Origin of the sequence: Paenibacillus rhizosphaerae, from assembly GCF_014192015.1 — a bacterium.
GTDB lineage: Bacteria > Bacillota > Bacilli > Paenibacillales > Paenibacillaceae > Paenibacillus_AQ > Paenibacillus_AQ rhizosphaerae.
This window is the reverse complement of the sequence record NZ_JACHXJ010000002.1, coordinates 1596772-1609958: the sequence shown is the minus strand read 5'-3', so window position 1 is coordinate 1609958 and position 13187 is coordinate 1596772. Positions and strand designations below refer to the sequence as shown.

Below are 13187 nucleotides of genomic sequence, written 5' to 3'. Positions count from 1 at the left end.
CTAGCTAGGACAAAATCGCTCCGCTTTGCGCCAGCGTCTCCTGTAGCGCCCGTATGTCCACGTCCGCCGGCGAAATGCCCTGCGCCGCCGCCATCGCCGCGGCTGTACCTGCGGCTTGTCCGGTCGCCATGCAGCTCGGCGTCAGTCGGGTGGTGGCCAACGCTTCATGCGTCGTAGAGATGCAGCGGCCCGCGATCAGGAGATTATCGATGTTCAGTGGAAGTAGGCAGCGATAAGGAATGTCGTAGGCGCCGTCGCCGTTGATCCAAGCCGCTTGTACCGCTTTGCCCGAAGGATCGTGAATGTCTATCGGATAACCGCTGCGGGCGATCACGTCCTCGAAGCGGTGGCCTTGCACCACGTCCTCCATCGCCAGCGCATAGCGGCCGACGATCCGGCGCGTCTCCCGGACGCCGATCTGCGTGCCGACCTGCGTGATTTCGGCTTTGGCAAAGCCCGGGAGATCACGTTTCATGAAATCCGCAATCATCAGCACCTGCTGACGCCCAAGCTCCTCCGCTTCGGTCAACTGCTCCACGTCGGTGCCGTCCAGCCCTTGCACACGGACCATATTCACGACGATTTCGTCTTCGCCCGGCCCGGTGAAAAACAGCACTTGATCGCGGTTGATAGGCAGGCCAGCTTCCTTCCAGTGCTTATAGAAGCCCTGCACCGCCGTTAAGGGAAGCTTCGCCAGGTCGTCGAACGGCGTCTTGCGGTAGAATTCATCCGGATGTTCGATCATGTACTGCTTGACGGCCTGCAGATCGACGCCCTTCATGCGGAACTTCATCGTCATCGGCTGGGTTTTACCGTCCGATTCCCGACCCTGCAGGACGGGAGCGCCGGCGAAGAATGCCAGGTCGGCGTCACCTGTCGTATCGACAAACTGCTTGGCGCGTAGTTCCATTGGCCCTGACTTGGTCGCCAATCGGACAGCCCGGATCACTCCTGATTCGCTCACCGCTTCGTGCATGAAGCTGTGGGCAAGGACTTTCACCCCGGCTTCCCGCAGCATTTCTAAAGCAAGCAGCTTGTACATTTCCGGATGGTAAGGCGTCACCGTTCGCACGAATCCGCAGGTATCGCGGACATGGCCGGGCGAAGCCCCTTTCGCCATCAACCGTTCGACGATTTCCTGGGCGATGCCAGCGATCACCTGCTTGCCCTCCATCGTATGAAATGTCATCCAGGGATACACGAGCGCAATCGTGGACATGCCGCCGAGAAATCCGTAACGTTCGACCAGCACCGTCCGTGCGCCCTGCCGCCCCGCCGACAGCGCGGCGTTGATGCCTGCTGGCCCGCCGCCAACCACGACGACGTCTGCCTCCAATATTTGATGCATAAAGTACCACCCTTTCTTGAAATGTCTTGTAAATGATCTAAATCAGCCTTTGACCGCTGAACTGGCAATTCCCTCTACGAACCAGCGTTGAAAAAAAGCCACCAGGAGGATTAGCGGTAACAGCGCCGATACCGAAGCCGCCATGATCGCGGTATAGTTGGTCGTATTTTCGTCCACGAAGTTCGTAAGCGCCAGCGGCAGCGTATAAAGTTCGTTCGTTCGCAGGAAAATAAGCGGCCCTTCGTATTCGTTCCAGTGCCAAGTGAAGCTGAGGATCAGCAAGGATACCAATGCCGGCTTAGACAGCGGCAGGCACACCTGCCAGAAGGTGCGAAATACGCCGGCGCCGTCCACTTTGGCCGCTTCAAGGATTTCGTTTGGCAGGGTACTGAAGAACTGGCGCATGATAAACGTGCCGAGCACGGAGAACATGCCGGGCAGAATAATCGCCCAATGGCTGTCCACCAAATGCAGCTTGTCGAACAAAATGAATCGCGGCACGAGCAAAATTTGCGTCGGAATGATCATCGTTGACAGATAGAGTAGGAACATCACTTCTTTTCCCCTGAAATCGAGCTTGGCGAAGGCGAAGCCGGCTAAAGCGCTGGTCGCGATCGTACCTAGCACGCTGATGGCCGTAATTTTGATCGAGTTCCAATAATACAAAGCGAACGGGTATTTCCCGGCCCAGACTTCGATATAACTGTCGAAATGGACCGTGTTTGGAATCCAGTCGATCGGCGTCTGGAACATTTGCGACTGCAGCTTGAACGACGACGAAGTCATCCATAAGAACGGCAGGATCATGCCGACCGCCAGCGCGGCGAACACGATCGTGAGAATCCACTTCATAAGCTTGCGTTGTAATGTCATTTCTTTCGTCCCCTCCTGTTTAGAACTCGTCCTGCCATTTCTTCTGTCCCTTCCACTGCAACAGCGTGATCAGCAGGATGATCAGGAAGAGCGCCCAGGACACGGTTGCCGCGTAGCCGACCTTATAATACTGGAAGGCTTGAATGTAGATGTAATACGACAACACCATCGTGGAATTGAGCGGACCGCCTTTGGTCATGACGGATACGGCGGCAAATACCTGGAACGTCGAAATGATCAGGGTGATGGCGATCATGAAGCTGGTCGGTTTCAGCCGCGGGATGGTGATGCTGATAAATTGTCTCAGCTTCGAAGCCCCGTCCACCTCGGCTGCTTCGTACAAATCTTTGGGAATTCCCTGAATCCCGGCCATGTACAGCACCATCGTATAACCGGTATAGGTCCAGGCCACCATGATGATGATCGCCGGCAGCGCCCAATGCTGGCTTGCCAGCCAGCCCGGGACGTTATCGATGCCAAGCCCCCGCAGAAACTGGTTGATCGGTCCTTCCGACGGGTTGTACATGACGCTCCACACGACGGAAATTGCCACGATGCTGCTTACGTATGGAAGGAAAAACAGCACGCGCAGGAAATTTTTTAAATACACGAACGAATTCAAGAAGACCGCTACGATCAAGCCGACGAGCATTGCTACCGGTACGGTAACCCCGGTGAAGATCACGTTGTTCTTCAGCGACTGCCAAAAGTAATCGTCCTGGAACAGCTGCTTGAAGTTATCGAGCCCGATCCAATCGATCCCGTCGAACCCGCGCAGATAGTCCCAGTCCATGAATACCATGGCCAAGCTGATCAATAGCGGAAACAGGATGAAGATGAATACGCCCAAAAAATTCGGCAGAATAAACAAATAACCCGCCAGATTATCTTTGTATCGGTTTTTGCGGATTCCGTTTTTCACGGTTGGTTCAGCTCCCTTCTCTCATAACTGTATACTAAGAAAAATCGCCTCCGCCCGGAATGGACAAGACTTGGCGTTTTCCGTCCGATTCCTTCTGGGAGGAAATGCCCTGATGTTGTCAAGAATTCTCCCTTAAAAACAAAAAGGCAAGGAGCCCGGTTCAGGGTCCTTGCCTTGCTTTGTGATCTCTAGCCTTGTCACGTGAATTATTTGCTCTCGGATTGGATCACCTTGTCGGCACGTTCTTGCATGGCAGAGAGCGTGTCGTCCACCGATTGCTGATCCATGAAATATTTCTCGGCTTCTTCCTTGGAAATCGTGGTGATTTGCGGGAACGCCGTCGCTTTCTCTCGGACCGCAAAGGTGTAATCCGCCTTCAGCACATTACCGAGTGATTCCTGGTCGATGACGTCCTGCTTGTCGCCTACGATCAATTGGGTCACTTGGTCGAAATCGGCGGTTTTGTTCGTCGGGATGCGTCCGCCCGGAATCATGTCCATGTTGCCTTCCTGCAGGTACCAGGACATGAATTGGAAAGCTTCTTCTTTATGGGCGCTGTTATTGTTGATGGACATGAAGTCGTTCATGCCGCCATTGTTAACGTTCGTGCCTTTTTCGTATTGCGGCGCCGGAGCGAACGCCACGGCGAAGTCGCGTGGCCACGTGTCGGTATCCTTCAAGCTTCTCATCATCCAAGCGCCGCCATAAACCATCGCCGCCTTGCCGGTCAGAAGCTCATTCGCCGGATCCAGCTTGTTGGCGATGCCTTCGCCCCAGCCGACCATGGCGCCTTCGTCATACAGCTTCTTCTGGATTTCCAGGCCCTTCTTCATAGCCGGGTTGTTGAAGTTCGACAAGCCCTCCGCAGTGTAGAAGGAATCCTTCGGTTGGCTGGACACCAGCGTAAACTTCCCGATCAGCAGATCCGCGCCCGGCGTGACAAAGGCACCCTTGCGACCGTCCTTGTTCAGCTTGAGCGCCAGGTCGGCGAATTCGTCCCAAGTCCAGTCCGTTGGTACGGGTTGGCCGATTTCATCCAAAGCGGCTTTGTTCAGCACGACGAAGTCGATGTTCTTGTAAGCCGGCAGGTAGTGGATCTGATCGTTGAATTTTAACAGGTTTTCACTGCCGATGACTCCGTCCACGTCAAAACCCTGCGCACTGATCAACTCGTCCAGCGGCGCCGTCATGCCGGAATTTTCACGGCGAAACAAGTTGTTTTCCCCATAGCTAAAGAAGATATCGGGCGCGTCACTTTGCATCATAAGCGCCGTATCCAGCTTCGTGTTGCCGGAATCGTCGTTGATATAACGCACATATTTCACCTGAACGTCGGGATGGGCCGCGTTCCATTTGTCGACCACGGTTTGCGGACCATTCTCTTCCGGAACTGCCCCCCAAATCGTCAGGTCAACGACATCGCTGCCGCCGTTGCCCCCTTTGCCCGTCGCTTCGCTATCCGCGTTCTCCTTGCCGTTCGAGCAACCGGTAACCACAATCGTGGCCGCCAGTGCCATGGACAATATACCTTTGAACCATTGCTTCATTCCTAAGTCCCCCCAGGTAGTGGTTTGTTTCTCTTGCTATGAATAAGGTAACAAAGCCCGTCCAGGGAGAACATGGCCTAATCCTCGGCAAAACAGGGTGATTCTTATCGAATCTATTTTCCAAAATACAACCTGCGGAATTCCAGGGGATAAACTCCCTCCATGCGCTTGAACTGTTTGCTGAAGTAATTGGAATCCCCGTACCCGACCATCTCGGAAATCTCATAGATTTTGTACGTTTGGTCTTTAAGCAGCTCTCGGGCCCGGTCCATGCGAATTCGTGTGAGATGGTCCATGATCGTTTGTCCGGTTTCTTTCTTGAACAGGATACTCAGGTAATTCTCCGTGAAACCTACGGATTTGGCCAGCTCCGACACTTTCAGAGGCTGGTTGAACTGCTTGTTGATGATCTCAAGTACGACCTGGATCTCCGGGCGAACCTGCTGGTGGGACAGCGACTTAACGTACTCCAGATACACAGGCAACCAGCCACTGCACCACATGTAGATTTCCTCCAACGTCTCCAGACTGCGTACGGCATGGTACGGGTACATTTCCTCGTGCAGCGGTGCCGAATACAGATCTCCTCCGAGTCGTCGGGCGAAACCGTCCATCAAATGGATCCAGTGCACCCAGTTCTCCCGCTCTACATCCGGGGGCAGTATAGGACCGGCAAGAACGGTGCGGTACCAATGATCCAAGTAAGCCAACAGCGCCGTCCCGTCCCGGATGTCTAGCAGCTTCTCCCATTGCGCCTGAAGCCACGGCGCCGCGATTTCATTTGGTTTGGCATACTCGATACGGTCAAAATACACCAGAGCCTCCGGCCCGGCGTAAAAACGGAACTCGAGAGCTTTCTCCGCTTGGTCGTAGGCGTGATGCAGGTCCAGGATATCCTCGAACGGACCGGATATCCCCACACTGACCGACAGCTTGAGGAAAGTGTTAACGGCATCTTGTATATCGCGGACCATCGCCTCCTGATAGCGGTCGGTCAGAATTGCGAACAAGCCGCCGCCCATGTCAAGTAGCTCGCCATCGGAATATTTTTTGAACACCTCGCCTATGACGTTTGCGACGGTGTAATGTAGCAAATGCTCACTGCGGAAGTTGTTTTGCTTCAGCACCTTCAGATATTCGTCCAGCCGGAGGTTGATCACATAAATGGGCGGCGCGTAGGCGCGCAACCCGAATTCCTGCATGATTTCCTTCACCTCGGCGCGCGCGCCCTGCCTTTTGATCAGAAGCTCTCTCAGCCGTTTCTCCTTGGCTTCCTTGCCGTATCTGCTAACCTTGACCTCCAGCCGTGAAGCCTCCAGCGATTTCTCCTCTTCTTGGAGGATCGTCTCCTTCATGGAGTTCAGTTTCTGCAGCAGTTCGGAGGGCTCCATCGTCAGCTTAAGGATATAATCCGCCGCGCCGAGCCGCAGCGCTTTCTGAACATATTCGAAATCGTTGTGGTTGGAGAGGATCAAGCACCTCGTTTGCGGCGATAGCTTACGGATTTCCTCCATCAACTGCAGCCCATCGCAGCCGGGCATGCGAATATCCGTCAGGACGATGTCGCATGGATTGTCCCGCAGCAGTCGCAGTGCTTCCTCGCCGTTAGCCGCTTCCCCTATCAACTCAAAGCCATTGTCTTCCCAAGGGATGATCGTCTTCAATCCGATCCGCACGAGGATTTCATCGTCGACAATCAATACTCTAATCATGAATCTTTCTCCTTTCGCTCAGCTGCGCGTGGGAAGGGGGCCCCATCCTCAGGGGCCGGACGGTCCAGACGCGGAAGCAGGATCTTCACGACGGTTCCCTTCCCGATGACGCTGTTCATCCGCAAGCCGAATTCCTGCCCGAAATGCAGTTTGATGCGCTCGTTTACGTTATGGATACCAATGCCGCTATATCGGGAATGATCCTGATTCAGTTGGCCGGACAGTTCCTTCAATTTCGCTTCGGCGATGCCCACCCCGTCATCGGACACAGTCAACGCCAACCCTTGCTCCGTCTCTTCGCCTTGGATGTCGATGGTCAGCGGCGTTCGCCCGCCGTGAATGATGGCATTTTCGACGATTGGCTGCAGGGTGAATTTTAGAATCGCGTTGGACCTTAACCTATCCGGCATATCGACCTTGAATTGAACATTTTCATGAAAACGAATTTTTTGCAGGTCAAGATATACCTTCAGATGGGTCAATTCCTCCTCCAGAGTGACAACCTCCTGCTGCGTTCTCATCGTATATTCCAGCAGCCGGCCCAAATTGGTAATCATCCCGCTGACATGCTCTGCGCCGGACAAAGCAGCCATCCATTTGATGGAATTTAGCGTGTTGAACAGGAAATGTGGATTGATTTGAGCCTGAAGCGCCTGAAACCGCGCCTCCTCCTTGCGCTGCTGCTCCTTGGACAACCGCCCGATCAGCTGCTGCAACCGCTTCAGCATTCGGTTGTAGTGCTTGCCCACAATGGCGATCTCGTCGTCCCCGCGCACTTCCACGTAGGCCTGCAAATCACCTTCGCCCAACCGATTCATCGAACGGACCAATTGCTGCAGCGGCTTCGTGAAGCGAATCATGAAATAGATAAACACGATCGAAAACAGGAAGGAGACGCCAATCAGCCAAAGGATCGATTGATTGCGCAGACCGCCTAGTTCCTGCCTGAACAACTTTTGCGGAACGAGTTGAATCACATGCCAACCCAGCCGGGGAATTTCCCGGCTGCTTACGGAATAATCCCCGATTGAATAAAACGTCCCCGCGTAGGTTCTCTTATCTGCACTCCGAATATCCTGCAGAAGTCGGGCCGTTTCCTCTCCATTCATAGGCGAGACGCCGCCAAGCAGGTTGCCCTGCCCGTCGGTAAGCAGAAAACTGCCGCCTCCCTTCGGCTGCGCGCCGAAAAAGACGGAACCGGGAACGCCTATCATGAGCAGATCGGCACCTTCCCACTGGCTGCCACCGATCCTTCGGCTTAACGAGAAATAAGGCTCATTCACCCCAGTTAGCTTGCTGATCTCGCCGGTATACGGATATTGCCAGACCGGCCAACCTTTCTGCGCGATGGCGGCATCCGTCCAGGCCTCCTTCTTCAGGGCGGCCAGCAGCGCTTTCTCCCTGCTGCGGTTATTGGGCCCGGAGGCCGTCGAATACACGTAGCCGCGGTCGTCAATCACCGCGATGATCGCATCGCTGCCCAGCAGAATGTCGCGGATATTGGCCAGTTTCTGTTGAATGTTGTTGTAGCGGCGTAGAGATAAATAATTCGTCTCCCAATCGGCGTTCGACTCCAAGAATTCAATGAATTCAGGATCGTTCATGATCAGGTTGGAGGCCTTTAACACCCGTTCGGTCAAATCGTCCATATTGCCGACCACCTGGCGATGTGCTTCCTCGTTGCCGCGTCGAGCCTCGTCCAACACGACTTTGCCCGATGACATGTAATAATTGTAGAAGATCGTCGTGATCGGAATTACGATGCAAACAAGAAAAGAGACCAAGATTTTTCCCCGAATCGAACGGGAAAGGACTTTTAGTCTTCTCATGAGAATTAACCTTCTTTATTCGTGGGAATATGAACCTACCATAGCATATCGGACGCCATTGAACATGGTCAATTGTTGACAACTTTCTGCTAATTCTTTGTTTTTTCAACCTTGTAACAATAGTTCTAACAGCAAAAATAGCTTCGGCAACTGGTTTTCATTTTCGGTCTCGGTTATAGTGCCAGGCCAAGGCAGATGGGAATGGATTAGATTTGGCGATATCATTGTAGCCAGTACATAAAGCAAAAAGGACTTCCACTTCGCTCGGAGGTCCTTTTTTTATTTCTGCTCATGTATCAGATCAGAAAGCAATTTCACTCTAAAAGTGACAATTAACCTTTTCAATGGACCGCACTTGTCTTTGTATTTATCTTTTCCGCTATGTTAATCTTTTCTACATAATCCAATGAAACAAGTAATGGTACCAAACAAATTACTCACAATATGATACCCCATGTTGGAATTTAACTGCCCGTTAGCGTAATGAAGCTGCCGATCAGCACCGGCAGCTTCTTCCTGGTCGTTTATTCAACTTTCGTTTTTCGTTAGCGCAATGAACTCTGATGCATGACCGATGCGTGAATTATGTATTAGGTGATGTTCCCCTCTTCTCAAAATTAATTTTCAATTTATTATTTCTTTTATTCTTTCGAGAATCTCTTCTATGGCACTTTCACTTGTATCAATTATATTAGTGTCCATACTCTCATATAATCTTAACCGCTCGATGCTCAAAATAATTTGTTCATTCGATCTATTATCTTGCTTCATTCTTTGTCGTAATGCAGCTTCTGAACACATCAAAGTAACCTTTTTAACTTGAAAATCTAAATCACTTAACCGATTAAGTAAACCAGTCAGGATCTCCTCACGATGAAGAACCCAGTTGAAAATAACATATGCGAATGTAGAGTTTGTTAAAAAGTTCCTAAGTAAATACGTAATATTATTCACAACCATTCTTATGTTTTCTTCATTAAAAATCCAAGGATTCATCATCCAACACCAATCACCATCTAACCACACTGATTTATCCAGTGACTTGTATAATTCTTTACAGATTGTGGTTTTTCCGACGCCCATAGTTCCATTGACTACAATAAGTTTTTTCATTGTACACCTTCATTTTGATTGATTTAGGGAATTTCGCCTAAGTTCTATTCGTGAACTTAGTAAATTCACCATGCTAAGGTATTCAGCGAAATGATTCAACGATCCTGCCCGTTAGCTTAATCAAAAAGCGGTTTTGCCATTGAGATTCAGGAGTGCATGGGGGTGGCATGGCGGTTTTTGCCATGACGGGGTTCACATACATATAAGCAGATTATTACAATATTTCAACCATCTCATGCCCGATTTCTTCAAACACGATATATTCGTGCGGAATATTCAATGAATTTAAATATAAATGTAAAATCTCATTATCGCAAAACAATACATCAGCCGTTCCGACATGAATTTTTATATGTAACTTAGAGCGTATTTTTTCCGCGTTTTGACTTATCACATATAACACATTGTTTTCTTCTAAATACCTCTCTTCTCTCATCATATTTTCATATAACTCGGCGGCTTTTTCCGGCGCTTCCCCCACACCGTGGTAATCTTTGTGATAATAATGGTGGTATGTGCCTGCGTAGGCAGTCACCAAAGCAAACAGTTCGGGATATTTAACAGCATAATAGAACGCCATTCCGCCACCCATTGAAAAGCCAGAAACCGATCTGTTTTCACGCGTCGCGTTCGTCCTGTATTCACGGTCGATATGCGGTATCAACTCGTTAATAATCATAGATTCAACCGGCAGATTCTCAAACACTTCGATAACTGGTGAATTATTCGGGAAAACGGTAATCGATTTCCTGTTCGAATAAACCTTTTCCATTGTCCATATGTCGCTTGTTTCGTTGCCCGTCCACCCGTGAAGATGGTAGGCGACTGGGTATGTTTTTCCGCTTTGTTCATAATCAGGCGGAAGATAGATATTATAACCGATTTCATGACCGAACAGTTCGCTATAAAATGTTTTATGGGTAACATTTTGAGGTGATTCTGTTGGTGGATTTATATAATTCATTTATATTCGCTCCTCGCTTTATAAAAATTGCCAAGTCCGTGATTAACTTGGGTAAGTCTATCATACCGCCACCGTTCGGAAAATTAATGCTCACATGGTCGCCTACTGCCACAGAGTCGTAATCGGCTTGTTCAACCGAAATCCACATCGCGTTCGGTTTGGCGTTTTTCAATATTTCGCTAAGGGGGCTTCGAAATCGGACGGCTTGTCACCAACCACGAGGATTCTCCCGCTTTCTTTTGAGACGATGAAACCTTTATTGTAATCCCAACGGTCATGGGAATTGCTTGAAGACGAACAGCCCGCAACGACCATCACCGTTAACAAAAAACATAATAACCAAGCTTTTATGACCGGGGAATGATGATATATAGTCAGTTTTAAATTTTGCGTCCTTGCCATATTAGACCTCTAGATCAGCTGCCATTTTGTTGTTCTCAACTAACGTTCCCCGTTAGTGCAGCGGGAAGCGCTACAATACAAAAAGATCGATGGATTATTCATTGAAAGCTATGTGTTGCTTAGACTCTTCAAGGAATTTGGTAACTTGGGAGTACCTACTGACATATCCTTTAACATTGCATACTAATTTTTTATCATACTCGTATGCTAGTTTTGCAATAAAATCGAAAACTCCCAACTTGTCTGTAATATCTAATTGGGACAATCTAATATGGGGTGGCAATTGTTCTTCGTATCCAAACCTATGTACATTCGTACCGTGTATAATGTCCCTTTCAATCATCTCAACAACTAAATAATCCCGAATTAAGTCAAGAAGCAGATGCAACCCAATCAAATGATCATTTCTTGCAAATTTCTTAATTGCATATAAAAACTTAAACCAAGTGTTATTACTTTGATACGAATCGAACGAATAGGACTCAGCAGGACTCGGTATTCTTTCATTAAGATGAAGGTCCCCATAAATAATTGTGGAATCCTGATCCTTATGCGATTCTGTCACCTTCATTTAATACAATTAACAAGTCAGTATCTGACCATAAGTCAACTATGTCATCTGTTTGTTGGGAACCACGCAGAACAATACCCCTTACTCCCTTTAGATTTGCTGTAATTCCGCTAACTGTATGATTCAAGAAAAAGTTCACGCTTTACCCTCTTTTCGAAATAGATATAATTATGACACATTTCCCTTGCATTCATAACATGTCTCTCAAATCAATTATGGTAGAAAATGAATATAACTATCCTGCCCGTTAGCTTAATAAAGCTACCGATCAGCGCCGGCACCTTCGTCTTAGTCGTTTATTCAACTATGGTTTCCCATTAGTTGAACGAAAGCAGCCGATCGTTTCTGGCCGGCTGCCTCCGTGAATGCATTAAACTATGGTTCCCCGTTAGCTTATTATCCCTTGGATTCGTCACATCCGCCGGTTAGTTTTCAACGGCACCACGTCCGCTGTCTCCATAAAAAATGTCAGCAACCGCTCCTTGAGCGCTGCCAGCACGTCCTCCAGCGTGGAATCGTCGATCCGATTATCGACCTCCATCGGATCTCGCTTCAAATCGTACAGCTCGTCCTGCTCATAGAATCGACGTACGTATTTATAATTATGCGTCCGGCACATGACCGCCTTCGTATGCTCGGGCCCCTCGAGTTGCTGCAAGCCGACTCGCGGCCAATACAAGCCGCTCGGCACGCTCATCGACGTGCTCTCCAGTTCCATCGCCTGCGTCTCTCCGTGAAGCCGCCCGCCTTCAGCGAACACCGCGTCCCGATGCTCATCTGTCTCGCCGGCAAGCAGTGGCAGCAATGAACGACCAAAATGGGTGTGTCCGGGCGTCAATTTCAGCAGCGCCTCGACCGTGGCGGGAAAGTCGATCAGCTCGACCAGCGCTTCGCTGACGCGCGGCGCCACCTCCACGCCGCGCGGTGGCTTGATGACTAACGGAACGTTGGTCAGGCAATCCTCGAAGGTGTTCTGCGTCTTCTCGACCAACCCATAATCTCCGGTGAAATCGCCGTGATCGGAGAAGAAGAACACAGCCGTGTCGTCGTAAATCCCCATCTCCTTCAAAGCATCCAGCAAGAGACCGAACTGATGGTCGACTCGCGCGCACATCCCGTAGTAGGTGGCGCGCAGCTCGCGCCACCGTTCCTCGGTCCATCCCTGCAGCTTCTGCCGGTCAAAGATGCCCTTCAGCAGGCTCGGCTTTTTCGCCCAATCCGGCGCCGGCGTCCGGAGCGGCAGCTTGTCGCGGTCGATCATGCCAAACCAGGGCTCCTCGACGCCGTAAGGCGGATGCGGATAAAGAAGCGGCAAATAAATGCAGATCGGCTTATCCTGTGGCGCACTGCGGATAAAATCGATCGCACCGAGCACCATCGCCCAGTCTTCGTCGTAATAGGACTCCTCGTCCGGAGCCTTCTCCAGTTTGCCGGTATAGAACGAGTAGTAGTTGTCCCCAGCGGGATCGCCTCGCCATCCGTCGGCGGCGTGAAGGTTCGTTTCCGGACGCGGCCGCTTCTCCGGCACGTATTTGATATTGCAATACGCATCGAATCCGTTTTCCGTCGGGATGAGATCGTTTTTGCCGCCCCACCATACCACATAACCTTCGTCCTTCAGCGTCTTCAGCAGCACCGGCTCATCCTCGTGCATCATATGAAACATCGTCCGGTGACCGTGAACATGGGGATACCAACCGCTCATGAACGAGCATCGGCTCGGCGTGCAGACGGGGTTCTGACAGAAAGCATTACGAAATGATACTGCTTCGGTCTCCACGAGGCGGTCCAAATTCGGCGTTACCGCCGCTTGATTACCGAAATGGCCGATGACGTCCGCACGCCATTGGTCAGGATTAAAAATCAGGATGTGAGGTCTGTTGGACATATCATGATCTCCTCTTGC

The 13187-nt window shown here is 50.4% G+C and carries 9 protein-coding genes; all 9 read right to left on the bottom strand.

Annotation, left to right across the window (positions count from 1 at the left end; translation table 11 throughout):
* Positions 1-4: 4 nt before the first annotated feature.
* The 9 genes from FHS19_RS15940 to FHS19_RS15900 all read right to left on the bottom strand — a co-directional run bounded on the left by FHS19_RS15940 (position 5) and on the right by FHS19_RS15900 (position 13169).
* Positions 5-1348, bottom strand: coding sequence for an FAD-dependent oxidoreductase (locus FHS19_RS15940; protein ID WP_183582737.1), 1344 nt, complete (start codon positions 1346-1348; stop codon positions 5-7).
* 42 nt (positions 1349-1390) lie between these two features.
* Complete coding sequence (locus FHS19_RS15935; RefSeq protein WP_183582736.1) at positions 1391-2221, bottom strand: carbohydrate ABC transporter permease; 831 nt, start codon at positions 2219-2221, stop codon at positions 1391-1393.
* Between the two features lie 19 nt (positions 2222-2240).
* Entirely contained in the window at positions 2241-3143 is a 903-nt protein-coding gene (locus FHS19_RS15930; RefSeq protein WP_183582735.1) for a carbohydrate ABC transporter permease, read from the bottom strand.
* A 206-nt stretch (positions 3144-3349) separates the two neighbouring features.
* A complete protein-coding gene (locus FHS19_RS15925) occupies positions 3350-4690 on the bottom strand; it encodes an ABC transporter substrate-binding protein (RefSeq protein WP_183582734.1) in 1341 nt (446 codons plus the stop codon).
* 113 nt (positions 4691-4803) lie between these two features.
* Positions 4804-6402: a response regulator gene (locus FHS19_RS15920; protein ID WP_183582733.1), complete on the bottom strand. Its 1599-nt coding sequence runs from the start codon at positions 6400-6402 to the stop codon at positions 4804-4806.
* Positions 6399-8231, bottom strand: coding sequence for a cache domain-containing sensor histidine kinase (locus tag FHS19_RS15915; protein WP_183582732.1), 1833 nt, complete (start codon positions 8229-8231; stop codon positions 6399-6401). Before FHS19_RS15915 ends, FHS19_RS15920 begins: the two co-directional genes overlap by 4 nt.
* Before the next feature lie 624 nt (positions 8232-8855).
* The gene (locus tag FHS19_RS15910; protein ID WP_183582731.1) at positions 8856-9344 is read right to left on the bottom strand and encodes an ATP-binding protein; all 489 of its coding nucleotides are present in this window, start codon (positions 9342-9344) and stop codon (positions 8856-8858) included.
* Between the two features lie 214 nt (positions 9345-9558).
* Entirely contained in the window at positions 9559-10308 is a 750-nt protein-coding gene (locus FHS19_RS15905; protein WP_183582730.1) for an alpha/beta hydrolase, read from the bottom strand.
* Positions 10309-11693: 1385 nt separating this feature from the next.
* A complete protein-coding gene (locus FHS19_RS15900) occupies positions 11694-13169 on the bottom strand; it encodes a sulfatase family protein (RefSeq protein WP_183582729.1) in 1476 nt (491 codons plus the stop codon).
* Positions 13170-13187 lie beyond the last annotated feature (18 nt).

Coding starts and splice junctions, on each gene's coding strand:
- FHS19_RS15940 (WP_183582737.1), bottom strand. CDS start 1,348: ATGCATCAAATATTGGAGGCAGACGTCGTCGTGGTTGGCGGCGGGCCA.
- FHS19_RS15935 (WP_183582736.1), bottom strand. CDS start 2,221: ATGACATTACAACGCAAGCTTATGAAGTGGATTCTCACGATCGTGTTC.
- FHS19_RS15900 (WP_183582729.1), bottom strand. CDS start 13,169: ATGTCCAACAGACCTCACATCCTGATTTTTAATCCTGACCAATGGCGT.
- FHS19_RS15925 (WP_183582734.1), bottom strand. CDS start 4,690: ATGAAGCAATGGTTCAAAGGTATATTGTCCATGGCACTGGCGGCCACG.
- FHS19_RS15910 (WP_183582731.1), bottom strand. CDS start 9,344: ATGAAAAAACTTATTGTAGTCAATGGAACTATGGGCGTCGGAAAAACC.
- FHS19_RS15920 (WP_183582733.1), bottom strand. CDS start 6,402: ATGATTAGAGTATTGATTGTCGACGATGAAATCCTCGTGCGGATCGGA.
- FHS19_RS15905 (WP_183582730.1), bottom strand. CDS start 10,308: ATGAATTATATAAATCCACCAACAGAATCACCTCAAAATGTTACCCAT.
- FHS19_RS15915 (WP_183582732.1), bottom strand. CDS start 8,231: ATGAGAAGACTAAAAGTCCTTTCCCGTTCGATTCGGGGAAAAATCTTG.